Here is a 24748-nt window from a genome sequence, read left to right as displayed (position 1 = left end):
CGAACATGCCCTGCTCTATTCTGACCAGAGCGTCGGGTCCTGCCACGGCGGCGGGACTGTCAGTCGTCCGGTTCTGGGCGCCTTGCTCCCGTCCAGATCCAGGTATTGCCAAGCTGCGGCCCAGTCGTCCGGGATTGCGTAAGGAGGCAATATCGGGCAAAGGGGCAAGAAGCCGAAGCGGCCGTAATAACCGGGATCTCCCAGAACCAGCACCATTACCGCCTGCCAGGCGTCCATGCGTTCAAGACCCGCGCGGACCAGGCGGCTGCCGATGCCTCGCTTCTGCGCGGAGGGCGCGGCGCAGAGCGGTCCAAGCAGCGCGACCGTGTGACCGCCCGGTTCAACGCTGCATCTGGTGAAAATCACGTGACCGGCAATGTCATCGCCCGAGACCGCCACCAGGGACAGGAACCCGTCGTGTTCGCGCAGCAGACGGCGGACCAGGGGAACAAGATCCTCGTCCGGAAACGCCGCCCTGTAGAGCGTTTCGATCGCATGAAGATCCGATTCGGTGCCGGCGCGCAGAACGGTTTTTTCGGTCACGGATGACGCTCCTTCAACAAAAACTCCTCTCTGTATTGCCACGTCCGGCCGACAAGGCAACAGCATTTCCGCTCACAGGCGGACGGCCGCAGCCGTCCGCCGCCCTTCCGGCAGAGCCTTACCCCTTCGAGATGGAGTTGCCGCCATCGCACAGCATGGCCGATCCGGTGACGAAGGAGGCGGCATCGGACAACAGGAACTGCGCCGCCCTGGCGATTTCTTCCGGCTCGGCCATGCGCTTGAGAGCGTGAAGTCCGGCGACATATTCGTGAAACGCGGGATCGTCACCGGCCATTTCGGTTTTGGTGCCGCCCGGCAGCAACGCGTTCACACGGATGTTGTCCGGTCCGTGTTCCACGGCGAGAACCTGGGTCAGACCGATCAGGCCGGCCTTCGCCGCCGCATAGGCGGCCATGCCCGGCAGACCGATCGTATGGCCGACGAAGGACGAGGTGAACACGATTGAGCCCCCACCGCGCAATTTCATTGCCGGGATCTGATGTTTGGCTGCCAGGAACGCGCTGTCGAGATTGGTCATGATCACCTGGTTCCAGGTTTCCAGACTCATGTCCGGCACCGGTCCCAGGTCGCCGAGCGTTCCGGCATTGTTGAACGCTCCGTCCAGCCCGCCGAAGGCATCCAGGGTTGCGCTGACCGCTGCTTCGGAAAAACCGCTGTCACATACATCGCCGACAAATAGGGCGATCCGGTCGGACGCATCCGGGAGGGACGCCCTCACCTCTTGAAGATGGTGTTCGCGCCGGGCCGCAAGCATCAGGCTGGCCCCGGCTCCGGCAAACAGGCGCGCCGCAGCCGCGCCGATGCCACTGCTGGCACCGGCGATCAGTATCGTTTTTCCATGCATCATCTAATGGCTCCTCATAATGTCGAGGAGGCCTGTCTGGACCTGTTTTCAGCTGCCGGAAACCCGATATGCGAGATGGGCCGAAAACCGCCCGGATCTAGCCGCCGTGGTCCTTGTCGCGGTCGGCGATGTTGTCGAGATCGGTGTCGCATTCGTCACCGTCATCGTCCAGCGCAAGGGTGGCGTCCGCCAGGACGAGCAAGCGGTGGGCCCGCCAGGAGACGGGGATCGTCAGAAGGTAAAGCACCGCACCACCGGCCAGCATGCGGAACGGATAGCTGACGGTCAGGGCCACGACCAGCACGGCAAAGACAAACAGCGGCAGCACAAAATCGCGACGCACCCGCGTGCCGAGCGTCTTGCCCGAATAGGTCGGCAGTCGGCTGATCAGCAGAAAGGCGATGCCGATCGTATAGGCCGCGACAAAGGCCGCGTCGGCGAACCAGTGCGGAAACAGGCCCAGGAAATCCAGATAAAGCGGCAACAGCACCGTCAGCGCGCCCGCCGGGGCCGGAACGCCGGTGAAGAAGCGGGATGCCCAGACAGGCTTGTCCGGATCGTCCAGCGCCACGTTGAACCGCGCCAGCCGCAGGGCCGCCGAGATCGCGAAAACCAGCGCCGCGATCCAGCCCATGTTGCCCGCATCCTTCAGGATCCAGAGATACAGCATCAACGCCGGCGTGACCCCGAAATTGACGAAATCGGACAGGGAGTCCAGTTCCGCGCCAAACCGGGACGTGCCTTTCATCAGGCGGGCCACGCGGCCGTCCAGACCGTCGAGCACAGCCGCCAGAAGAACCGCCCCAACCGCGAATTCCCAACGCTCCTCGAAGGCCATCCGAACCGCTGTCAGGCCGGAACAGAGCGCCAGCAACGTCACCATGTTGGGCACGATCAGACGCAACGGGACCCGGCGGAATCGCGGTGTCTTGCGGTCCTTTGACGGTGTGTCTTCGGGAGTGTCGATCACGGCGGCCTCAGCTCACGCGGGTCAGTGTCTGTGCCGTGCCCTGCGGCTGCGCCAGATCGGCCAGAAGCGTTTCTCCGGCGATCATGGTCTGGCCGAGGGCTACCTTCGGCTGGGTGCCGACGGGAAAATAGACATCCAGCCGCGAACCGAACCGGATCAGGCCGAAGCGCTCACCGGCGGAGAGCGACTCCCCTTCGCGCACAAAGCAGACGATGCGCCGGGCAACCAGGCCCGCGATCTGGACCACGCCGATCCTTGTGTCACCCGCTTCGATCACGAGGCCGTTGCGTTCATTGTCATCGCTTGCCTTGTCGAGTTCCGCATTCAGGAACTTGCCCGCGCGGTAGGCCACGCGCACGATCCTGCCGCCGATCGGCGCCCGGTTCACATGGCAGTTGAACACATTCATGAAAATCGACACGCGCATCAGCGGTTCTGTGCCCAGTTCCAGTTCCAAAGGGGGGCGGGCCATTCCGACCTGGCTGACGACGCCGTCGGCCGGAGACACCACAAGGCCGTCGCCGACCGGGGTCACCCGGCTGGGATCGCGAAAGAAATAGCAGACCCACCCTGTGAAGAAGAGCCCGATCCAGAACAGCGGGCTGATGAAATATCCCACCACCAGTGTTGCCACGAGAGCAATCGCGATGAAGGGCCAGCCTTCACGGTGGATCGGGACCATGGCCTTGGTGACGGAGTCTACAATCGACATCTTTTCATCCGCTTTCAGAACAGGCGATTCGTGCCCCGGCTCCGGGAGACGGGCTGTCCGGCAACCGGACACGCACCTGTTGCACTTGTGTTGTCCCCGCTTCTAGAGGCTTTTGGCGCTCAAGAGAACCGGATTCTCTCACAAACCACAGCGGTTCAGGATGTCCCACCGGCAATTTTCTCTCTCGCCAGACGGTAGTCCGTTTCCCAGTAGGCCGGCCGACCGTATTTGGATATCAGGAAGTCCGTGAAACTGGTGATCTTCGGAGGTATGTACCTGGCGGGCGGATAGACCGCATAGATATTGCCCGTGCGCCCGACCGGATAATCCTCCATCAATTCGACAAGCCGGCCATCCCTCAGGTCCTCCCAGACATGAGCGATCGACTTGACGGTCAGACCGAGCCCGTAGATGGCGGCATCGTAGGCGAAATCACCGCTGTCACCCGAAATCACCGGATCTTCCAGCACATGGGAAATCTCGTGGTCCGGCCCGTTGAAATACCAGACCGGCATGGGCTCGAAGCCGATACAGTCGTGATTGCGAAGATCTCCTGGGCTCTGCGGCGCTCCCCGCCGCGCCAGATAGTCCGGACTGGCGCACAGGACCCGCGGATTGCCGCCGAGCCTGCGGGCGAGCAGGCTGGAATCGGGCAACAGCCCGCCGCGGATTGCCAGATCGTAGCCTTCCTCGACCAGGTCGACGATGCGGTCGGTCATGTCGACTTCCAGCCGCACATCCGGATAGAGCTGCCGGTATTCCGCCACATAGGGCAGGATATGCTTGCGGCCGAAAAAGACGTTGGACGAAATCTTCAAGGTGCCACGGGGGGTGTCCTGCGCCGCATCGATCAGCCTGCGTGCCTCGGCCAGCTCTTCGATCGCAGCGCCGGCATGGCGCAGAAACACCTTTCCCGCCTCCGTGAGGCCGGTGCGCCGCGTGGTCCGGGCAACGAGTTGCGTGCCCAGTTCCTTTTCCAGATTGCTCAAACGGCTGCTCGCCGCCGACGGAGACAGACCGAATTCCCTGCCTGCCGCCGACAGGCTGCCAACCTCGGCCACGCGTTTGAAAAACTTGAGATCGTCGACACGCATTATTCGATTCTTTCGAAAGATGTCTTCGAATTTAGCCTCATTCTTCGAGGAAAGGCAACGTGAGACAAAGGTGTGGCAGCAACAGGAGCCCGCCATGTATCATTCCGGAGATGACTACGAAGTCCGCGCCCGTGCCGAACGGCACAAGGAATTGCGCCGGCTGGCCGGTGCCCTGTTCGGGTTTTTCAGCCGGATCGCGAAACCCGGACCGGGCCCGGCCAGCCGCCCGGCCGATCTCGGCTGCGCCAACGACCGCCCGGACAGAAACGACCGTGCGGCGTAGCGGCATCATTTTGCCGGAACGTAGTCTGCCGGCTGACCGCGCGTGATGATGCCAAGATCGTCGTTCTCCCGGGCCGCCCGAAGCCGCTCTTCGGCTTCGTCGGCTTCGCGCTGGCGCGCCCACATGGAGGCATAAAGACCGCCCTTGTCGAGCAACTCCAGGTGCGTGCCGCGCTCGGCGATACCGCCGGCCTCCAGAACGATGATCTGGTCGGCATTGACCACCGTCGACAGACGGTGGGCGATGACGAGTGTCGTGCGGTTCTGCGAGACTTCGTCCAGTGCAGACTGGATTTCCCGTTCCGTATGGGTGTCCAGCGCGGAGGTTGCCTCGTCCAGGATCAGGATCGGCGGAGACTTCAGGATCGTCCGGGCAATCGCCACGCGCTGCTTCTCGCCGCCCGACAGTTTCAGGCCGCGCTCGCCGACTTCCGACTGATAGCCGTGCGGCAGATTCTCGATGAAGTCGTGAATCTGGGCCATGCGGGCCGCTTCCCTGACCTCTTCCTCCGATGCGTCCGGGCGTCCGTAACGGATGTTGTAGGCGATCGTGTCGTTGAACAGCACCGTGTCCTGCGGCACCATCCCGATCGCGTCGCGCACGCTTTCCTGAGTGACGTCGCGCACATCCTGCCCGTCGAATTCGACCGCCCCGTCGGTGACGTCGTAAAAGCGGAACAGGAGGCGGGAAATGGTCGACTTTCCTGCGCCGGACGGGCCGACAATGGCCACGGTCCTGCCCGCGGGCACCTCGAAATCGATCCCCTTCAGGATCGGCCTTTCGGGATCATAGTGAAAGCGGACCTGCTTGAACGCGATCTTGCCTTCGACCGCCTGCAGCGCTCCGGCGCCCGGCTTATCCTCGATCTCGGCGGGCACCAGCAGAAGATCGAACATGGATTCGATATCCGCCAGCCCCTGACGGATCTCCCGGTAGAGAAAGCCGATGAAATTGAGCGGGATGGAGATCTGCATCAGCAGCGCGTTGATCAGCACGAAGTCACCGATATTCTGCTCACCCGCCAGCACGGCTCTTGCGGACAGTGCCATGCACAGCGCCATGCCGATGCCAAGGATGACCGACTGACCCAGGTTCAGCCAGGCCAGCGACGTCCAGGTTTTGGTTGCGGCGCTCTCATATTTCGCCATGGAGACATCGAAGCGTTCCGCCTCCATGTCCTCATTGCCGAAATACTTGACCGTTTCGAAATTCAGCAGGCTGTCGATGGCCTTGGAATTGGCATCCGTGTCGCTGTCATTCATCTCCCGGCGGATCTCGATGCGCCAGTTGGAGCATTTGATGGTGAACCAGACATAGGCCACGATCATCACCGCGACGATGATCACATAGGAAAAGCCGAACTGGTACCAGATCACGGCCGCCATGATGGCGAATTCCAGGATGGTCGGAATGCCGTTGAGGATCGTGAAGCGGACGATCGCCTCAATGCCCTTGACGCCGCGCTCGATCACCCGGCTGAGACCGCCGGTGCGGCGGGCCAGGTGGAACCTGAGGGACAGCTTGTGCAGGTGGCGGAACGTCAGGATCGCCAGTTGGCGGACAGCATGCTGGCCCACCCGCGCAAACAGGGCATCGCGCAACTGATTGAACCCCATGGCAAAGACGCGGGCGGCATTATAGGCCAGCACCAGCATGACCGGCGCCACGAGGAAGGCCGGCAGGTCCGATGTCTCGCCGGTCAACGCGTCCGTTGCCCAGGCAAAGAAATAGGGCGACAGCACAGTGACGAACTTGGCGACGATCAGGGCGAGGACCGCGAGCAGAACCCGCTTCTTGAGATCCGGTCGTTCAGAAGGCCAGATGTAGGGCCACAGATTGGCGAGCGTCGCCATCGTGCTGCCCTCGTCGGCGCTGACCGGCTTGCGGACCTGCGGATCTTCGGATTGGCTGCCGGAAGCCGCGGCAGAGGGCTCTCGCGGCGAGGTCGCTGATTGATCAGTCACACTTAACTCTCCAGGCCGCCGGGGCAGCCGGTTGGGTCTTATTCTTGATTTTCCGGCGGGGAACAGGCATCGCCGGGCCGGTCCGGTGTCATGGAATTGAGGCGCTCCCAGAATTCCTTCGAACGCCGCTCCGCCAGATCGAGTTTCTGCCGGTTCAGCAGGTAATGGCAGTTTCGGCCACGCGAATCACACGTCAGCAGGCCCGCGTCCTTGAGTACCTGCAGGTGTTGCGAAACGGTCGACTGGGCCAGAGGCAGATGACGGACGATTTCGCCGCAGCAGGCTTCGTTTTGCGACGCAAGCTGTTTGACGATCGCCAGGCGCGCCGGATGGCCGAGAGCGCGGAACACGGCGGCGAGCTCTTCACAGCCCGCGAACGCGTCCGCGGTTTCAGGGCAGGTTTTATTCGGTGGCAGATCCGTCCCGCTCATGGGGCGGTTTCCTCGTTCACGACAGTTTGTTTCATCGTTGATATGCGATGAATGAACGAAAAAACAAGCCCCGCATGCGCAGGGCGGGAAGCCTGACCGGCCCCCGCCCCTTTCACTCTGTCCGGGTCAAATCCGGATCAGCCGTTGTTTTCCGGAGTTTCTTCCCAGTTCAGGTCGCCCTCAGGTGTCAGGAACACCTGCCCCGGATAAATCAGATCCGGATTGCGGATCTGCTCCTGGTTGGCCTGATAGATCGTGGTGTAGCGAAGCCCCTCGCCATAAAGGCGGCGCGAGATCCGCCACAGATTGTCGCCCTTGCGGATGATCACGACCGGCAGGGACTTGCGGACTTCCGCTCCCTGTCCTTCCGGACTGCCACTGGCGCCGGTTGCCACCACCTTGGTGAGCACGATCTGCCGGTCCCGCTCCTTCTCGAACGTGACGGCCGCGCGCGCATCCACCGCATTGCCGTCCTTGCCGATCAGGTCGGCGCGCACCTCGACATTGCCTTCGGCAATATTCTTGTCGCCCTGGACCAGCCACTTGCCGTCGGCATTGACCTGGACCTCGCCCTGAAAATCGTCACCCACATAGACGCGGATCGACGAACCGGGTTCACCGGTGCCGGCGACGAACACCTTGTCCGTTTCCGATTCCACCGCTTCCACGGTCACCGTCGGCGCATCCGGGGCCGCTTGCCCTTCCGTCTGTGCGGCAGGCGCGGCACTTGCGGTCACTTCGGGCGCAGTCTCCCTGGCGGCCTGCTGCACAACCGGGTCACCGGCCTCAGAGCTGTCCGGGGCGGTCTCTTGCGAAGCCGCAGCGGTGTCCGTGCCCGCCGTATCTGCCGGACCGGTATCAACCGAACCGCTGTCGTCCGGTGCCGCTGCGACACTCACGTCGCCGGATTGTTCTTGCTGTGCGGGATCCCCGGCGGCGGCTGTGCCTGTACCGGCGGGCTCATCGGCAGGAGGAGCCACCGCAGCGGTCTCCGGTTGGTCCGTGTCCGGGCTCTCGGGGGCCGGTTTCTGCGGGTCCGGCTGAGCTGCGGTCTGCGCGCCCGGCTTCGGCTCCGCCGGCGTTTCAGCGGCAGGCTGCAACGCGGCGACCTCAGTCCGGGCTTCGGTGTCCGAAGGCGCCGTTCCCGGAAGCTCGGCTTCCGCCTGTCCGGTTTCGCTGGCCGGGCCGGCATCGGCGGCCACCTCTTCATCCGCGCCGGCCGGGTCTGCCACAGCGTCGGCAACCTGCTGCGCGGGTGCCGGCTTCTGCAGAATATCGGACGGGCCGTCCGGCGTGTTCAGAACGATCAGCGGCTGCTCCTTGCCGCCTTCCGGCAGGGAGACGGCCAGACGCTCCTGGGAGGTCACAACGGGCGTGCCGGCCTCGTCATGCACCTCGACGCCGACGTCATAGTCACCCGGCTTGAGCGGTTCATCAAGAATGATCGTCCATTCGCCCTTGTCGTTTGCGATGCTCTTGCCGACCACCTTACCGTTCGCGGTCAGTGCGACAATGGCACCGGCATCGGAACGGCCGGCCACGACGGTTTCTCCGGTGGGTTCCACACCGACCACGTCGAAGCTCGGACCGTCCGCGCTTGCGGGCGCAGCGTCATCGGCGGCGGATGTGGCGGCCTGCTCGTTTTGAGCGGAGGGCGCAGGATCCGCGCCGACCTGCGGCTGCGTGTCCGTGCCGGCCACTTCCGGTGTCGACAAGGCGCCAACGGCCTCCTGAAACGGCAATTTTCCGGTATCGCGATAGACATAGGCCGTCGCCAGGGCAGCAAGGCCAACCGGCACTGCCGCGATCAAAGTCCAGACGAGTGTGGTCTTGTTCATTGTTCTTCCTGTCAGGAAGCGCCCGGTCGGCCCGGCGCTATTATGTACCTGTTCCCCTGCATCCGGCCTGCTGATCCGTCACCTTCAGGCCGGTCCATGGCGCGGGTGAAGGTGGTGACTCAATTGCCGCTGACACAAATTCCGATCCTGCCCATGCATAGCCCTCTTTTTCAGGCGCGGCAAGAATACCCGCCTGACGGCCAGGGCTCCGCGAACAGAATGCTTGACCTCATGGCAATCTGAATGTCACACCTTTGCGTCATGAATACGGTATCTCAAAATCAGCTTGCAAGCGTCTGTGTCTATTGCGGTTCGAGCTTCGGATCGGACCCGGCCCACGAAGCCGCGGCGACGCGGATTGGCCAGCTCATCGCCGAGGCCGGCCTGCGCCTGGTCTATGGCGGCGGCTCGGTCGGCCTCATGGGAACGGTCGCCAACGCGGCGCTCGAATCAGGTGGCAAGGTCACCGGCATCATCCCGCATTTCCTGGAGAAACGGGAAGTGATGCTGGAAACGCTTGAGGATCTTGTCGTTACCCGCGACATGCATGAACGCAAACACCTGATGTTTCAAAGATCCGATGCCTTCATCTCGCTGCCGGGCGGCATCGGGACCCTGGAAGAAGCTGTCGAGATGATGACCTGGGCCCAGCTCGGCCAGCACCGCAAACCGGTTGTTCTGGCCAATATCAACGGTTTCTGGTCGCCCCTGCTCGAGTTGCTCGACCACATGCGCGCGCAAGGGTATATCCGGCCGGATACCGAGGTTCCCTATCTTGTCGCCCGCAACACCGACGACATCCTGCCCATGCTTCGCCAGGCCGTTTCGGGCGAAGCCCGGACCTCGCCCGAGCACGTCGCAACGGTGAAAGACCTTTAGGGCCTGAGGGCTGCTGACAATCCTCAAGTTCGTCCTCCCGGACGCAGCAATGAGACACCCCGGCACCGGCGCGCAAGCCGGCTGGCAGGGAGGACGACTGCAAGGCTATGACCTGGCCGCCAGTCTGGATTTGGCACGGTACCGGCGCCAGCTGTCATAGGTGAAGATCGCCAGCGCCACCCAGATGATTGCGAATGTCAGCAGCCTGGTTCGGTCAAGCGGCTCCCCCCAGATATAGACCGCCATCAGGAAATGGATCGAGGGCGCGATATACTGCATCAGCCCTGTCATGAAGAGCGGAAGCCTGCGCGCCGCAGCCGAAAAGCAGATCAGGGGAAGCGCGGTCACGATACCGGTTCCGGCGAGTGCGGCCAGAACCGGCAGGTCGTTCAGGACAAGGGCGTCGACGCCGCGGCCCAGGCCCAGCAGTATGTAGCCGGCGGCGAAAGGAAACAGCAGCAGCGTTTCCACGAACAGGCCCGGCGTCGGCTTGACCGGGGTGATCTTGCGGACATAGCCGTATCCGGCGAATGAAAACGCCAGCACCAGCGATACCCAGGGCAGCCCGCCGGCGAGAACGGCCTGCAGCACCACAGCAAGGACTGCCAGCGCGACCGCACCTCCCTGTCCGATCGACAATCGCTCGTGCAGAACGACAAGACCGACCAGGATGCTCACCAGAGGATTGATGAAATAGCCGAGCGAGACGTCAAGGACCTGATTGTTGCCAATCGCCCAGACGAAGACGAGCCAGTTCACCGAGATAAACGAGGCGGAAGCCATCAGGCTCATGAGAACCTTCGGCTGACGGAAGACCTCGCGCACCTCCGGCCAGCGGCCGCGCGCCCACAGGAACAGGCCGACAAACAGCACCGACCACAGGATCCTGTGCGAGACGACGAGGTCGGCGGGGACCGTATCCGTCAATTTGTAGTAGGCGGGGAAAAAGCCCCACATGCCATAGGCCGTCAGGCCGAACAGGATCCCCTGGCGGAATTCGGCCTGCGCCTGCGACGGGGTCACTGGCTGCGACATGGATTGGCCTTTCTGAACCATCGCGCGTTCGCCCGAACGCCGAAGAGATGCTCGACCACTTCCGGGTCGATCAGGCGGCTTCGGCCTTCAACAACGCAAATGTGATGGAGTCGACCAGTGCCTGGAAAGAGGCATCGACGATATTGGAGGAGACCCCGATCGTGAACCAGCGGCGGTGGGACCGGGTGTCGTGGCTTTCGATCAGGACGCGCGTGACGGCGCCGGTGCCACCGTTGAGGATTCGCACCTTGTAGTCAATCAGCTCAAGGCCTTCGATCGCGGACTGGTATTTGCCGAGGTCCTTGCGCAAGGCTCTGTCGAGCGCGTTCACGGGGCCGTTGCCTTCCGCGACCGACATCCGGGTCTCGCCGTCGATGTCGACCTTGACCACCGCTTCGGACACAGACACCAGATCGCCAATGGCATTGAAGCGGCGCTCGACCATCACGCGGAAGGAACTGACCTCGAAATAGCGTGGCACCTCGCCCAGCTCACGGCGCGCGAGCAGCTCGAACGAGGCATCGGCCGCTTCATAGGCATAGCCTTCCGCCTCGCGGTCCTTGACGAGCGTCAAAAGGCGGTCAAGACGCGGGTCCGTCTTGTCGACCGCGATCCCCACCCGGGTCAGCTCCCCCAGAAGGTTGCTCTTGCCGGCCTGATCGGAGACGAGCACCCGGCGCTGATTGCCGACGCTCTCCGGCGTGACATGCTCATAGGTCCGCGGATCCTTAAGGATCGCGGACGCATGAATGCCGGCCTTGGTGGCAAAGGCGGTCTCGCCCACATAAGGTGCCTGCCGGTCCGGAGAGCGGTTCAGGACCTCGTCGAAGGCATGGGAGATCGCTGTGATGTCCCTGAGCTGGTCGTCGCCGACACCGATCTCGAACCGGTCGGCGAAGACCGGTTTCAGCTTGAGGGTCGGGATCAGGGTGATCAGGTTGGCATTGCCGCACCGTTCGCCGAGCCCGTTCAGAGTTCCCTGGATCTGCCGGACACCGGCATCGACCGCGGCCAGGGAATTGGCGACCGCATGGCCGGTGTCGTCGTGGGTGTGGATGCCCAGGTGCGATCCCGGCACCACTGCCTGCACCTTGGTGACAATGTCGAAGATCTCGTCCGGCAGCGTGCCGCCATTGGTGTCGCACAGCACGATCCAGCGCGCGCCTGCCTGATAGGCGGTGCGGGCGCAGTCCAGCGCGTAGTCCGGATTGGCCTTGTAGCCATCGAAAAAGTGCTCGCAGTCGATCATCGCTTCCTTGCCGGCGGCAACAGCGGCGACGACCGTCTCGTAGATCGAATCGAGATTTTCCTCGTTGGTGCATCCGAGCGCGACCCGGACATGGTAGTCCCACGCCTTGGCGACGAAACAGCAGGCATCGGAGCTGCTGGACAGGATGCCCTGAAGGCCGGGATCGTTGGCCGCGGAGCGCCCGGCGCGCTTGGTCATGCCGAAGGCCGTGAACTGCGCCTTGTCCGTGCGTCTGGCCTTGAAAAACTCCGTATCGGTCGGGTTGGCGCCGGGATAACCGCCCTCGATGTAATCGACCCCCAACCGTTCCAGCAGGTCCGTGACGACGATTTTCTCGTTGACCGAAAAATCGACGCCGCTGGTCTGCGCGCCGTCGCGCAGCGTTGTGTCAAAGATATAAAGGCGGTCCTTGGTCATCAGTGTTTCCTGCCCGGCGTGTTCGCCATGTCTTATAGGGGTCTGGTTTCACCGGACTGGACCGGTGGCCAGGTGTCGGTGTCATGGTCGGGATGCTGGTTCGAGACGATCGAAGCCAGAAAGGCCAGCGCCTCGAAGTCGTCTGCCGTGGTGCGCGCCGGGATGTCGGCCATGTGGTCGGCATAGGGGAGCTTGCCTTCCACGCCGTACTGGATAACGGGCGCAATCGCGCCCGGTTCGTCAAACGCGCCAATCGCAATCGCGATCCCGTCTGGCGCTTCATATGTCAGCGGTGTCCCGCACTTCCGGCAAAACCCGCGAGAAACCACATTGGAGCTCCGGAACCGCGTCGGCTCGGACCGCGTCCACGTAAGGTCCGTCTCGTTCTGCACGCTGACCAGGGGCGCGTAAAAGCCGCCGACGGCCTTCTGGCACATGCGGCAATGACAGATCGATGCCTTGCCGAGTTGTCCCGAAACCCGGAACCGGACAGCACCGCATTGGCAGCCGCCTGTGAAACCGTCGCTCTTGTCCACCATCAGAAATGCTCCTCGCCGCAGGCATCCAGGATCTTCCGGCAGACACCGTCGAGATCTGTCAGGACGTCCGTGTTCCAGAAACGCAGCACCGTCCAGCCGCGGGTGTGCAGGGTTCGGTCCCGTTCAAAATCACCCTGCAAGCCGTCAGCTTCACCGTGCTGCGGTCCGTCCAGTTCGACGATCAGGCGATGGGCGGGCGCCGCGAAGTCGGCGATGTGGCCTTCGATCGGCATCTGGCGGCGAAACGAAATGCCCTCCAGCCGATGTGCCCGGATCACCTGCCAGAGCTTCCTTTCCGCTTCGGTCATCTGCGAGCGGAGGCGCCTGGAGTTGGATCGCAGGCACTGGGAGACGTCTTCGTGGGGCATGGATCGGATTCCCTTCGGAAAGCCGACGACAGCATGTGGAACAGAGGCTACAGACCCCCCTCTGTCCGCAAGAGCGGACATCTCCCCCGCAAGGGGGGAGACCGGAGCAAGCCTCAGGTCGCTCAATCTACCTTGGGTGTGAACTGTGAAATAAGACCCACCGGCCGGATATGTGCAATCGGCGACCACAGTTGGTGAGGCAAGGACTTGCGACAGATGCCCCTCTCCCCCCTTGCGGGGGAGATGTCCCTGAAAGGGACAGAGGGGGGTATCGGGCCTGTCCGCCAACGTTCCCCTCACCGCTTGACCTCCCAGGTTGTCACCCGTTCGCCGGTTTCTGAATCCTTGGAGTCCTTTAGCGAGATTCCCTGAGACGTGAGATCATCCCGGATCCGGTCAGCCTCCCCCCAATCCTTTTGCTTCAGCGCCTCCAGACGGTCTGCGACGGCCGCGTCGACTGCGGCCGTGTCGATACCGGACAGATCGGCCTTGACCGGCCCGACACCGAGCAGGGCCGCCGACGCGGAGTAGAGCGCCAGCTGGTCCGGATCCTTTGCCGCCTCGACCGCCAGAGCGTGCAATGCCTGGATGGCACCGGCCGAATTGAGGTCGTCGCATAGCGCCTCGACAACGTCCGGTGCGGGCGCGGTTTGGGTTGCCACCGGCTGCGGCCATTTGGCCAGAAGGTTCTCCGCTTCCTCCAGCTTGCGCACCGAGAAATCGATCGGTTCGCGGTAATTTGTCATCAGCATGGCCAGGCGCAGCACTTCGCCCGGCCACTTGCGGCCGCCGAAGCTGTCCGTTTCCAGGAGCTCCTGAAGGGTGAAGAAATTGCCCTCGGACTTGGACATCTTCCTGCCCTCTACCTGCAGGAAGCCGTTGTGGAGCCAGTAGTTGGCCATCACACTGGTGCCGTGCGCGCAGCGGGACTGGGCGATCTCGTTCTCATGATGCGGAAAGATCAGATCCAGGCCGCCGCCGTGGATGTCGAACACTTTACCGAGGTGATGCGCGCTCATGACCGAGCATTCGATGTGCCAGCCGGGCCGGCCGCGTCCCCAGGGACTGTCCCAGCCGGGTTCGTCCCCGGAAGACAGTTTCCAGAGCACGAAATCGCCCGGGTTTTTCTTGTGCTTGTCCACCGCGACGCGGGCGCCGGCTCTCTGTTCGTCCAGGTTGCGGTGGGACAGCCCGCCGTAGTCCGGCATGGACGCCGTGTCGAACAGCACCTCGCCGCCGGCTTGATAAGCATGGCCCTTTTCGATCAGCGTGGCGATCATGTCGATCATTCCGCCGATGTGGCCTGTGGCCCGCGGCTCGAAGGTCGGCGCAAGCACACCCAGCGCGCCGATGTCCTTGTGGAACTGATCCGCCGTCTTGCCGGTCACCTTCGCGATCGCCTCGTTGAGCGGCAGATCCGGAAAGTCCCTGAGTGCGCGCGCGTTGATCTTGTCGTCGACGTCGGTGATGTTGCGCGCATAGGTGACATGGTCGGCCCCGTAGAGATGGCGCAACAGGCGGAACAGCACGTCGAAGACGATCACCGGGCGGGCATTGCCGATATGGGCGAAATCGTAAACCGTCGGACCGCAGACATACAGGCGCACGTTGCCGTCGTCGATCGCACGGAAATCCTCCTTCACGCGGGTGAGCGTGTTGGTGAGCTTCAAGCCCTTGAAAGTGCCGGATATCGCTGTCTCAGCGGCGCTCATGTCAAACGGTCTCCTGGCCGGCTGGCCGGGCGGTCCGTCTCAGATAGGTTTTCGCCAAGAGGGAACGGCCACAGCCAGCGGTGTCGCTAGCTGCAAATAGTGGTGTTCGAAATGATGTTCCATGTGGCCGTCATCATGGGCAGCTTTATGGACCGGAAGACGGAAGCCGGTCAAGACTGCAATTGCCCGGAAACGCCGCAAGCCGCGCCTTGTGAAGTTGGCGCCTTGCCCGACTTCCTCTAAACTTTGCCAATTGGGAATCAATTGGGGGACTTTCCGGTGAGATATTTCAGGTCCGGTGGCTTGACGCGCGCAACATTTACCCTGGCGCTGGTCCTGCTGCTGCCGGCGGCCGGCATGCTGACGCCTGCTTCCGCACAAACGCCAAGTCCGGCGCCAGATCCGGCCCTGGCCGCCCCGGCGGCTGATTTCCTGGAACCGCAGACACCGATCGCACGCGCGATCCAGGCCGCCATGATGCCGGATCTGCCGGAAGGACTGGTGAATTCCTACGGTACGCGGGCCTTTGCCCCCCTCTGGTTCGATCGGAACGGCCTGAGTGAAAACGCCCACCTGGTGATCGCGGCCATGGCTGCCGCAAACGAACACGCGCTCAATCCCAGCAACTATGATCCGCTGGGCTTCATCAAACGTTCGGAGACGGCCCGCTCCGAAGAGGACTGGGCCCGGTTCGACATCGACCTCTCGCACCAGTTTCTGCGCTATGCGACCCATCTGTCCTCCGGGCGGGTCCAGCCGAACGCGATCAACAAGGCGTTGAACCTGTTTCCGGACCGGCCGGACGCGCAGACGCTGCTCGAAACCGCTGAAGAGGCTGTCGATTTCAGCGCCTTCCTGGAAGGTCTGGCACCGAGGTCCGACAATTATGCAAGGCTCAAGCGCCGCCTGTCCCAATTCCGGGAAAAAGCCGCCAATGGCGGCGCCTTCACGCCAATCCCGGACGGCGAGGTGCTCAAGCCCGGCATGAGCGATCCGCGTGTCGCCACCCTGCGCGAGCGCCTGGTGCAGGAGGACATTCCGGGCGCGGGCGATCACGCCGGCGACATCTACGACGGTGCGCTGGTCGAGGCCATGAAGACCTTCCAGGAGTATCACGGCCTCGAAACCGACGGAGTCATTGGCAAGAACACGCTCGCCCGCCTCAACATTCCGCTTCAGGACAAGCTTATCCAGATGGAGCTGAACATGGAGCGACGGCGCTGGATGCGCGACGATCTGGGCGCGTTTTACATTTTCTCCAACCTGGCCGACCAGAACCTGAAGGTCGTGCGCGACGGCAAGACCATTCACACGGCCCGGGTTGTTGTCGGCAAGCCGTATCACGCGACCCCTGTGTTTTCCGACAGGCTGGAATATGTCGAAATCAATCCCTTCTGGAATGTGCCCTATTCCATTGCGACCAAGGAATACCTTCCCAAGCTGAAGCAGAACCCGGCGGCCCTGAGTGCCAAGAACATCCGCGTCTTTCAGGAGGGGAACGAGGTCGCGGCCACCCAAGTGGCATGGAACAGCTATTCCGGCGGCAATTTTCCGTTCCGGCTGCGCCAGGACCCGGGTGACGGCAATGCACTCGGCCGGATCAAGTTCATGTTTCCCAACAGGTTCAACATCTACATTCACGACACCCCGTCCAAGACCCTGTTCTCGCGCTCGGAACGCGCCTTCAGTCACGGCTGCATCCGCGTGTCCGACCCGTTCGCTCTGGCGGATGTCCTTCTGGCCGATAGCGATGCCGCGCCGGGCCACTGGCTGAACGTCCGCGACGGCCGCGAGCGGACCGTCGTCAAGCCGAAGGTCCCGATCGAGGTTCATCTCACCTATCTGACCGCCTGGATGAACAAGGATGGCTCCACGCACTTCAGGAAAGATATCTACGGCCGCGACAAGGTGCTTCTCGAAGCTCTCAGAACGGCGATGACGAAAAACCTGTAACCAACAAACCATTGAAATAACGTGATTTATTTCCGTTCACATATCTGAACGGCAGCTGAATAGCGCGCTCAGAACGGGTTCAAGCGACCTCTCCTATTGTCCGGTCAACCAATACGGACCGTCTTCTGGAGAGCACCATGTTGAACCGCATTTTCGTCCTGATCTTCCTGACCCTGATCCTCGGCGGCCCGTTTGCCGCCATCATCGCCATCACGGACGGCACCCGGGCTTTCGGGCAGGAAGCGCAACAGAAAGGCATGTGCCTGACAACCGGGACGGGATGCGGCAACGGAAACATCATCGTGACTGTCGCAAGCCGACTGTGATGCGGCGCTCCCTGCGCCGGATCGAATGTTGACTTGCAGTTTAAACCGATGTTTGGCAAAGTCTGCGCATGGACTACAAAGCACTTGAAGATAAAGCAGAATCCGCAGCTGAATTCCTGAAAATGATGGCATCCGCGCCGCGACTGCTGCTCATGTGCCTTGTTCTGGAAGATGAGCGCTGCGTCAGTGAACTGGCCGAGAAAACCGGCATGCGCATGCCGACGGTTTCCCAGCAGCTGGCGCTGCTGCGCGCACAGGGTCTGGTGACGACCCGCCGCGAAGGCACCACGATTTATTACCGGCTGGCCAGCGAACCGGTCAAGGACATCATGGCGATGCTCTACAAGCACTTCTGCGCCGGCACCGATCTGCCCGTGGCCAAGCACCTGGAGACGCTCGACGCAGAGTGAGCGCCGTCCGGGACGTTTCGGACGTTTCTATCCCTGCAGAAAATCACCGCATCGCGGCGGCGTCTGGTCGCCCCAGGGCATCAGCGGCACGGTCGAGGTCGAATTTTTCGGGCTGCCCTCGATCAACTTGTCGGAATAGACGAGATAGACCAGCACGTTCCGGTCAGCGTCACAGCCCCGCACGATCCGCATCTTCTTGAACATGAAGGAGCGCCGCTGACGGAACATTTCCTCGCCCTGCTCGAAATTCTCCTTGATCGTGACCGGACCAACCTGCCGGCAAGCCAGCGAAACGTCGGAGACCTCCTCGGCCACGCCAAGCCAGCCCGACACGCCGCCCTTTTCCGGTACGGTAAAGTGGCAGGAAACGCCGTCGATGATCGGATCGTCGATCGCGTAGGTCGCCAGCTTGTGGTCGGGTGTCAGAAACTTCCAGACCGTCGATTTCTTGAAGATCAGGTCGGGTTCGTCGGCCGCGAACGCTGCGCCCGCGCCCTGCAAAAGCAGGCAAAAACCCAGAACGGCGGCGGTCAGGAAACGCATGAAAATCCTCCGGTGCATGAAACGCCCTTCATGTGGGGTTCACGATGCCGCGGTCAAGCGCCCTGAAGAAACAATTGCATGCCCGAGGCGCGCGGATGCGTGTCCTGTCCCCGGATCAGCGGGCGGTCTCCAGCACCTTTCCGTCGTCCGCGACGTCGTCCGGTGCCGGCGTTTCATTGCCGCCGTCCTCGACAATGTCCTCGGTGGACAGATCCATGGAAGCTTCTTCCTCCGGGTCGCCGTCTTCCTGGGCGCCGTCTTCCTGGGCGCCGTCTTCCTGGGCGAGAGAGGCGGCAAACGCGCTGTCGGAAACGAGGCCCTGGGTGGCCCCCTCTTCCGTGGTCGCCGTATCCTCTTCTGTCTGGATCATGTCTTTGACATCCGGCGCCGCCTCGGCGGCCGCGCCTTCTGCAGTCTCCCCTTCTCCGGCGGGACCGCTTTCCCCGTCCGGCTGTGCCGAGGGAACGATGCCCTCCAGCGCGTCGTGAAGATCGGCGAGCCGTTCCCGGGTCCAGACCTGCGGCAGGTCGAGGCCGAGCGCCTCGTCATAGGCACGGGCAACATTGATGGGCAGATGAAATTCGAAGTCGTCCCGCGAAGCGAAGCGCGGTGACAACGTGTCGGAAACGGCGAGAAACGTGTCCCCGAGACCAAAGCTCTGCTCGACACACGCCGCAGCCCCGTCGCGCAACGTCGTGACATAATCTCTCGAGGTCTCGATCGCGGTCGCGACCGCCTGGGCACCGGTTGCGATCCGGCCGCGGCCGGGCACCAGCACGGCCGGACGGAAGGCGGTGATGCGGTCGAGCGCACGGGGCCAGTCGGAAAGATGCGCGTCGCCACAATAAGGCACGGCGGATTTCTGGACCAGGTCGCCTGCGTAGATCACACCGGTCTCGGGAACCCAGACCACGAGATCTCCCATGGTGTGACCACGGCCAAGATGCATCAGCCGAACCTCGAGCCCGCCGAGGTCCATGGTCATGGAGGAGGCGATCGTCATGGTCGGCGCCGTCACGCCGGTCCCCTCGGGAAGTCCGGAGAACAGGTCGGGGTTGCGCTGACGCGAGACCCGGATGTCTTCGATGCCGCGCGTTTCAATCATGCGCCGTGTCAGATCGGAGGCGATCACCTCACCGGGTTCAAACGCCGGGGTGCCGAGCGAGCTGTCGGCGTGAAAGTGGGTCAGCACCACCGACTTGACCGGCTTGTCGGTGAGTTCTCGAATTTTCTCCAGCACATGTTCCGCCAGCGCCGGAGTTGCCGGTGTGTCGATGACCAGAACACCACGCTCACCGACGACGATGCCGGTGTTCGCGCAGCCGTCCGCGCAATAGGCGTAACAGCCGCGACCGAGTTGCTCGATGCGCCCGTTGGCGCCCGGCACTGCATCGGACCTGTTTGTCATCTCTACCATAACGGTCTCGCTTTCCTGCCTGCTGCGTGGCCGGCGGCTGCCTGAAGCATTGCGCACGGTGGATGCCGCGCATTTGCTGTTGACTGTAGCGTCTCAGCTTCCGGGGCCGATTCGCAATTTCCCGCTTCTGAAATCCTTAACTATTCCCTTCTTATCAACAGATAGGTTGAGCCTAATGCCACATTTTGACTGTATCCCTCAAAGCTCTCCGCCCGCCTTGCTTCCCACACTGGCGATTTTTTCCTGCAGGCCGGGTTGTTCTTGCCGATCATTTTAATTGGATATACTTGCTAATCACAGAAAATGGCCGGAACGCGGCGGCATTCATCTGCCGTTCGAACCGACCTCACACAGCTCCAAGGCGGCAGCATGCCAAAGCGCGACGACACAGGTTCCCGCAAAGACACATCCGGCCCGGTTCCGGGCGCCAAACCCGTTCTGAAGCTGCGGCATTTTCTGCCCTACCAGCTCAGTGACCTCGCCGAGACGGTGAGCCGCTCCCTTTCCGGCATTTACGCGGAAGAATTCGGGATCGGCATTCCCGAATGGCGGGTGCTCGCCACACTTGGCGAGATCAGCGCCATGACCGCCCGCGATGTCGGCCAGGCGACGTCGATGCACAAGACCAAGGTCAGCCGCGCCGTCGCCGCCCTCAAGAAGCGTGATCTGATCCTGCGCGAGACCAATCCCGCGGACCAGCGCGAGCTGGTCCTTCGGCTGACCGCGGCGGGGCAGGCCCTTTACGAGGAAATCGTGCCCAGGGCGCTCGCCTACTCCGCGGCACTGGAAAATGCGCTCACCGAAGATCAGAGGGCGCTCCTGCCTGACCTGTTCGACCGGCTCCACCGCGCCGCCGGCGGACGCCGGGGCGCCTGACACGCCGGGAACCGGGCACCGGTGCGCGCCGCCGCACGCCGCTGACGAAGGGCCGCCGATCACGGCCGGGATTAACCTATCGTGAGAGCTTTCGTTGCTATTGATAGGGTGAGCGGAGATACTCAGGGCGTGTCCCGTGGACTGAAACCATCGGATTGAGACACGCTCTAACGAATAGGCATTCGCACGATACGGCGCGGGGACACGAGCCGCAGGGAACGGGTATGGGACGTCGCGGGACTGCCAGGTCTGTGTTGTTTGCGCGCGCTTTTGCGGCCGGCGCGATTGTTGTGCTGTGCGCGCAATCGGCCGGGGCAGCGACCTGTTCCGGCCTGAAGAGCGAATTGCGCCGTCTCGAAAGCGGGTCGGGGTCTCAATCGGCAGACGCCCGCAAGTGGACGACGGCAAAACGCCAGCAGCAGAAAGCACTGTCCGCCGCCGAACGGGACGCCGGCTATTTCGGTTGTGCCACGGCAGCGTCCTCCAGATGCACCGGCCTCAACAGCAAGATCAAGCGCATGCGCAAAAACCTGGCGGCGATCGACCGCCAGTTGGCCAAGGCCGGCGGCGGCGCCTCGGCCAGCCCCAAGCGTCTCCGCCAGGTGCGCGCCGCGATTGCCCGGCAGAACTGCAATGCCGCATCGAAACCACGCAAGGCCGGGACAGAGCAAAAACCGGACGCTGACAAGCCCCGGTCTCTGCTCGCCCGGCTGTTCAATCCCCAGTCGCGCGCGGATCTTGTCGCCGCGAAACCCGGAGACCGGGAGATCGAAACCGTCCGGCGGCAGTCACGCAACACGTCGGGAAGCCGCCGCCTGCCAACTGGCGGCACCTTCAGAACCCTGTGCGTAAGGACCTGTGACGGCTATTTCTTTCCGGTCAGTTTTTCCACCGGCAAGGCCCAGTTCGCCAACGACGAGGCACGGTGCTCGGAAATCTGCCCGGCCGCACGGACTGAGCTTTATGTCTACCGGAATCCGGGCGGCGATCAGGCACAGATGATGTCGCTCGCGGGTGACCTTTATTCCGAACAGCCGTTTGCCCACCGCTACAAGAGCGAGTTCGTGGAGGGGTGCAGTTGCCGTGCGGCAAGCCGGTCGGAACCGAAATCGGCGTGGACAGAACTCGGCACCAGCTCCGGCGACCGGGTGTTCTTTTCAGACATCAGCGCCGGACTGCCGCGACGGACCCTGCAGCCGAGCCGCGGCGGCACCTTCGATGCGGATGACGGCGGGACGCCCTCGCCGCTCGCACGCACGCCCCTGCGGCGCGCCCAGTTGCCGCGTTACGAGGATCCCGACACCCTGTTCAACCTGGAAAAGGGTTTCGACGTGACTGTCAGCCTGAGCCGTGCCGCGGCGCGGATCGGTCCCGCGCGCGAGACGCTTGCGGGAACAGGTCTGCGCGACGGGCTTCCGGTGCTGTCGATGGAACGCAGACAGAAAACCGGCGATGCCGAGGTCGCCGTCTTTTCTCCAGTGTTCGCAAAGGACGATGACGGCTTCCGGGACGCCTCCGGCAGTCAGATGCCGGTCAGGGTAGTCGGTCCAGAATATTTTGTCGCCCAATAAGCGGCAGCATCGCCTTCATGTCAGGACCGTGATCCATTCCGGTCAGCACCCTGCGCAGCGGCATGAACAGGCCCTTGCCCTTGCGTCCGGTCTGTGCCTTCAGAGCCGATGTCCAGGCGCCCCAGGTTTCAGGGGTGATCTCGCCCTCGGGCAGCAAGGCCCTTGCGGAGGCGATGAAATCCCGGTCTTCGTCCTCGACGCGGCTTTCCACCGGCCCGACCACCACCTGCCAGAATTGGCGGGCATCAGCGACAATCTCGCAGTTGCCGCGCACCGTTTCCCAGAATTCCGCGCTCGGACGGATACCGAGGTTCGCCAGCCGGTCTGAAACCGCCGCGAACGGCAGGCCATGTACCAGCCGGGCATTCAGACCCTTGAGTTCCTCGGGATCGAATTTCGCAGACGAACGTGACACGCTGGTCAGATCGAATTTTTCCACCAGCAGGTCCATGGTCTGCACCGGCTCGACCGCCTGGCTGGTGCCGGTCAGCACCGCCAGCGATGCCACGGCCATGGGCTCGACGCCGGCTTCGCGCAGGGAGCCGATCGACAATGCGCCCTTGCGCTTGGACAGGCCTTCGCCGTCCGGCGTCGTCAAAAGGTTATGATGGCCGAAGACCGGCGCTGCCGCCCCCATCGCCTCGAAGATGGCGATCTGGACAGCCGTGTTGGAGATGTGATCCTCGCCACGGATGATATGGCTCACGGCCATCTCGATGTCATCGACGATCGAGGTGAAGGTATACAGGTAGGAGCCGTCGGCGCGGATGAGCACCGGGTCGGACATGGATGAGAGATCGATCGCCTGATCGCCGCGGCACAGATCGCTCCAGGCGACATCCGTGCGGCGCGTCTCGAAGGGATCGCCGTCGTGATTTGGCAGCAAGAACCGCCAGTGCGGCTTGCGGCCCTCGACTTCCAACGCGGCCCGGTCGTCGTCGTCAAGCTTCAGGCCGGCGCGGTCATAGACCGGCGGACGGCCGAGCGCGCGCTGGCGCGAGCGGCGCCGCTCCAGTTCGTCCGGAGTTTCAAAGCACGGATACAGAAGCCCCGCGTCCTTCAGCTTCTGCGCGGCCACGTCGTAGCCGGCCAGCCGGTCGGACTGGCGTTCAATCCGGTCCGGATCGATGCCGAGCCAGCGCAGATCGTTTTCGATCGACTCGGCAAATTCCTGCCGGGATCGGGCAACGTCCGTATCGTCGAAACGCAGGATGAACTGCCCGCCCATCTTTCTGGCGAAGAGCCAGTTGTAGAGGGCCGGACGGCTGTTGCCGATATGAATGTGGCCGGTCGGCGACGGCGCGAAGCGAACAGTGACGGTCATGGCGTCTGAGTTAGCCCGTGATGCGGGCGCCATCAACCGAAAACGAGCTTTGCAATCAAGATTGTTCGCCAATCCGATACGCCCGCGCCGTCAGTGCCAGGACAACGCAGAAGACGAGGCAGTAGAGGCCCATTCCCAGAACCTGCAGATCGAACGGGATGCCCAGGTCGATCAGCCAGCCGGTCAGCCCCGGCCCCGCCGCGGAAGCGAACACCATGCAGGAGAACGCGACCGCGCGGATTGCCCCCATGTGCCGGGTGCCGTAGACCTCGGGCCACAGGGCACCGACCAGGGTCCCATTGAAGCCGTTGGACAATCCGACCAGCGTCATGAAAATGAACGCGGACAGCGGCGCGTGGAAGAGCGCCAGAACGAAACAGGCGGTCGTCAACGGCAGCAGCGTGAACGGCAACAACTGACGGGCGGAAAACCGGTCGATCAACTGGCCGATCACCAGCGACGCGGCGACAACGCCGGATGCCATGAACAGAAACGACGTCGCGAACAGTTCCAGTGTCCAGCCCCGCAACTCGACCAGATAGATCTGGTGGAAGAAGATCGACGTGCCGATGAAGGCCGGCGCATTGACGCCGCAAGAGACCAGCCAGAAACGCGGGTCGCGCAAGACCTCCTTGCGCGTCCATTGCCGCCCCTCGGGCCTGGCGGCGGCCACTTCGGTGGCGCTTGGAACGCGGTCCCGGGCCAGCAGCGTCAGGATCACCGGCATGGCGATCACGGCAACGGCCAGTGCGGAGACCGCCCAGGCCCCACGCCAGTCGAAGGCCTTGTCGAGCACCACGAAGCAGATCGGAAACAGCGCCTCGGCGGTCGGAAATCCAAGCACCGCGATGGACACCGCCCGGCCCCGCTGCGCGGAAAACCAGCGCCCCGCCGCCGTGATGGAGGTGTGTGTCATCATCCCCTGCCCGCACAGGCGCAGGCCGAAAAACGCGATTGCGATCATCCAGACGGACGTCGCTCCGGCCAGCATCAGGCAGAACAGAGCCAGGCCGATCATGACGACAGCCGCAATCCAGCGGACCGGAAAATGGTCCAGGCTCTTGCCCGCATAAGGCAGCGTCAGGGCACTGCCGAGCGTTGCCAGCATGTAGATCAGGCCCAGGTCGCCATGGCTGAGGCCGAACTCGGCCCGGATGTCCCCGCCCGACAGGGAAATGAAGAATGTCTGTCCAAATCCGGAAAACACCGCGAGCAGATAGCTGGCGGACAGCCAGCGCGCATTGTCTCTCAGGAACGTGAAATAGGTCATCGGGTCTGAAAACGCCTTTTGAAAAACGTCTGGAAAGTGTGGGCCGGAAGGATTGATCGCGGAAACGGTTTCGTGCTGAGGAGAGACGCCAGGTTCGTCCCGAAAGACTGGCGAGTTCTTGTGCGGAGGACGGCCCGTTCTCCGTGTCAGGCCTCCGGC

The 24748-nt window shown here is 62.9% G+C and carries 24 protein-coding genes; 7 read left to right on the top strand and 17 right to left on the bottom strand.

Annotated features, from left to right (window positions below):
- Positions 1-15: 15 nt before the first annotated feature.
- From WNZ15_RS16950 to WNZ15_RS16930, 5 genes are all read right to left on the bottom strand, one after another.
- Entirely contained in the window at positions 16-543 is a 528-nt protein-coding gene (locus tag WNZ15_RS16950) for an N-acetyltransferase (RefSeq protein ID WP_342894174.1), read from the bottom strand.
- 118 nt (positions 544-661) lie between these two features.
- Entirely contained in the window at positions 662-1411 is a 750-nt protein-coding gene (locus WNZ15_RS16945; protein WP_342894173.1) for an SDR family oxidoreductase, read from the bottom strand.
- A 94-nt stretch (positions 1412-1505) separates the two neighbouring features.
- Positions 1506-2291 carry a phosphatidylcholine/phosphatidylserine synthase gene (locus WNZ15_RS16940; protein ID WP_342894374.1) on the bottom strand — a complete coding sequence of 262 codons (786 nt, stop codon included), beginning with the start codon at positions 2289-2291 and terminating at the stop codon, positions 1506-1508.
- Positions 2292-2385: 94 nt separating this feature from the next.
- Positions 2386-3090 (bottom strand): phosphatidylserine decarboxylase, encoded by a 705-nt coding sequence (locus WNZ15_RS16935; protein WP_342894172.1) that lies wholly within the window; start codon positions 3088-3090, stop codon positions 2386-2388.
- Positions 3091-3245: 155 nt separating this feature from the next.
- Entirely contained in the window at positions 3246-4184 is a 939-nt protein-coding gene (locus WNZ15_RS16930; RefSeq protein WP_342894171.1) for a LysR substrate-binding domain-containing protein, read from the bottom strand.
- Between the two features lie 94 nt (positions 4185-4278).
- Here WNZ15_RS16930 and WNZ15_RS16925 point away from each other — a divergent pair, with 94 nt between their 5' ends.
- On the top strand, positions 4279-4467 hold the full coding sequence (locus WNZ15_RS16925) for a hypothetical protein (protein WP_342894170.1): 189 nt from the start codon (positions 4279-4281) through the stop codon (positions 4465-4467).
- 5 nt (positions 4468-4472) lie between these two features.
- Here WNZ15_RS16925 and WNZ15_RS16920 read toward each other — a convergent pair whose 3' ends face one another.
- The 3 genes from WNZ15_RS16920 to WNZ15_RS16910 all read right to left on the bottom strand — a co-directional run bounded on the left by WNZ15_RS16920 (position 4473) and on the right by WNZ15_RS16910 (position 8700).
- Positions 4473-6320, bottom strand: coding sequence for an ABC transporter ATP-binding protein/permease (locus WNZ15_RS16920; protein ID WP_342894373.1), 1848 nt, complete (start codon positions 6318-6320; stop codon positions 4473-4475).
- A gap of 149 nt (positions 6321-6469) precedes the next feature.
- The gene (locus tag WNZ15_RS16915) at positions 6470-6862 is read right to left on the bottom strand and encodes a metalloregulator ArsR/SmtB family transcription factor (RefSeq protein WP_342894169.1); all 393 of its coding nucleotides are present in this window, start codon (positions 6860-6862) and stop codon (positions 6470-6472) included.
- 137 nt (positions 6863-6999) lie between these two features.
- A complete protein-coding gene (locus WNZ15_RS16910) occupies positions 7000-8700 on the bottom strand; it encodes a LysM peptidoglycan-binding domain-containing protein (protein ID WP_342894168.1) in 1701 nt (566 codons plus the stop codon).
- A 243-nt stretch (positions 8701-8943) separates the two neighbouring features.
- Between WNZ15_RS16910 and WNZ15_RS16905 the strand changes: the two genes are divergently transcribed.
- A complete protein-coding gene (locus WNZ15_RS16905) occupies positions 8944-9579 on the top strand; it encodes a TIGR00730 family Rossman fold protein (RefSeq protein ID WP_342894167.1) in 636 nt (211 codons plus the stop codon).
- 105 nt (positions 9580-9684) lie between these two features.
- Here the strand turns inward: WNZ15_RS16905 and rarD are convergent, their stop codons facing one another.
- The 5 genes from rarD to cysS all read right to left on the bottom strand — a co-directional run bounded on the left by rarD (position 9685) and on the right by cysS (position 14899).
- Entirely contained in the window at positions 9685-10614 is a 930-nt protein-coding gene (rarD, locus tag WNZ15_RS16900) for an EamA family transporter RarD (RefSeq protein WP_342894166.1), read from the bottom strand.
- A 70-nt stretch (positions 10615-10684) separates the two neighbouring features.
- Positions 10685-12280, bottom strand: coding sequence for a citramalate synthase (gene cimA, locus WNZ15_RS16895; protein WP_342894165.1), 1596 nt, complete (start codon positions 12278-12280; stop codon positions 10685-10687).
- Between the two features lie 32 nt (positions 12281-12312).
- A complete protein-coding gene (locus tag WNZ15_RS16890; protein ID WP_342894164.1) occupies positions 12313-12819 on the bottom strand; it encodes a GFA family protein in 507 nt (168 codons plus the stop codon).
- Positions 12819-13187, bottom strand: a complete 369-nt coding sequence (locus WNZ15_RS16885) for a DUF559 domain-containing protein (RefSeq protein WP_342894163.1) — start codon at positions 13185-13187, stop codon at positions 12819-12821. The genes WNZ15_RS16890 and WNZ15_RS16885 overlap by 1 nt, the downstream gene beginning before the upstream one ends.
- A gap of 296 nt (positions 13188-13483) precedes the next feature.
- Positions 13484-14899, bottom strand: a complete 1416-nt coding sequence (gene cysS / locus WNZ15_RS16880; protein ID WP_342894162.1) for a cysteine--tRNA ligase — start codon at positions 14897-14899, stop codon at positions 13484-13486.
- 303 nt (positions 14900-15202) lie between these two features.
- Between cysS and WNZ15_RS16875 the strand changes: the two genes are divergently transcribed.
- From WNZ15_RS16875 to WNZ15_RS16865, 3 genes are all read left to right on the top strand, one after another.
- Positions 15203-16852 carry a L,D-transpeptidase family protein gene (locus WNZ15_RS16875; protein ID WP_342894161.1) on the top strand — a complete coding sequence of 550 codons (1650 nt, stop codon included), beginning with the start codon at positions 15203-15205 and terminating at the stop codon, positions 16850-16852.
- 137 nt (positions 16853-16989) lie between these two features.
- Positions 16990-17178, top strand: a complete 189-nt coding sequence (locus WNZ15_RS16870; protein ID WP_342894160.1) for a sugar transporter — start codon at positions 16990-16992, stop codon at positions 17176-17178.
- A 68-nt stretch (positions 17179-17246) separates the two neighbouring features.
- Positions 17247-17588: a metalloregulator ArsR/SmtB family transcription factor gene (locus tag WNZ15_RS16865; RefSeq protein WP_342894159.1), complete on the top strand. Its 342-nt coding sequence runs from the start codon at positions 17247-17249 to the stop codon at positions 17586-17588.
- Between the two features lie 27 nt (positions 17589-17615).
- Here the strand turns inward: WNZ15_RS16865 and WNZ15_RS16860 are convergent, their stop codons facing one another.
- Positions 17616-18131: a CreA family protein gene (locus tag WNZ15_RS16860; protein WP_342894158.1), complete on the bottom strand. Its 516-nt coding sequence runs from the start codon at positions 18129-18131 to the stop codon at positions 17616-17618.
- Between the two features lie 115 nt (positions 18132-18246).
- Positions 18247-19548, bottom strand: coding sequence for an MBL fold metallo-hydrolase (locus WNZ15_RS16855; protein ID WP_342894157.1), 1302 nt, complete (start codon positions 19546-19548; stop codon positions 18247-18249).
- 369 nt (positions 19549-19917) lie between these two features.
- Between WNZ15_RS16855 and WNZ15_RS16850 the strand changes: the two genes are divergently transcribed.
- Both WNZ15_RS16850 and WNZ15_RS16845 read left to right on the top strand, forming a co-directional pair.
- A complete protein-coding gene (locus WNZ15_RS16850) occupies positions 19918-20424 on the top strand; it encodes a MarR family winged helix-turn-helix transcriptional regulator (protein ID WP_342894156.1) in 507 nt (168 codons plus the stop codon).
- A gap of 224 nt (positions 20425-20648) precedes the next feature.
- Positions 20649-21995, top strand: coding sequence for a DUF2865 domain-containing protein (locus WNZ15_RS16845; protein WP_342894155.1), 1347 nt, complete (start codon positions 20649-20651; stop codon positions 21993-21995).
- Here WNZ15_RS16845 and gltX read toward each other — a convergent pair.
- Both gltX and WNZ15_RS16835 read right to left on the bottom strand, forming a co-directional pair.
- A complete protein-coding gene (gene gltX / locus WNZ15_RS16840) occupies positions 21958-23319 on the bottom strand; it encodes a glutamate--tRNA ligase (RefSeq protein ID WP_342894154.1) in 1362 nt (453 codons plus the stop codon). The two genes, WNZ15_RS16845 and gltX, sit on opposite strands and share 38 nt — an antisense overlap.
- Before the next feature lie 55 nt (positions 23320-23374).
- Complete coding sequence (locus WNZ15_RS16835) at positions 23375-24589, bottom strand: MFS transporter (RefSeq protein WP_342894153.1); 1215 nt, start codon at positions 24587-24589, stop codon at positions 23375-23377.
- Positions 24590-24748: the final 159 nt, after the last annotated feature.

It is taken from the genome of Roseibium sp. AS2, assembly GCF_038900065.1.
Lineage (GTDB): Bacteria > Pseudomonadota > Alphaproteobacteria > Rhizobiales > Stappiaceae > Roseibium.
Note: the sequence above shows the minus strand (reverse complement) of the source record. Positions and strands in the feature narration are given on the sequence as shown.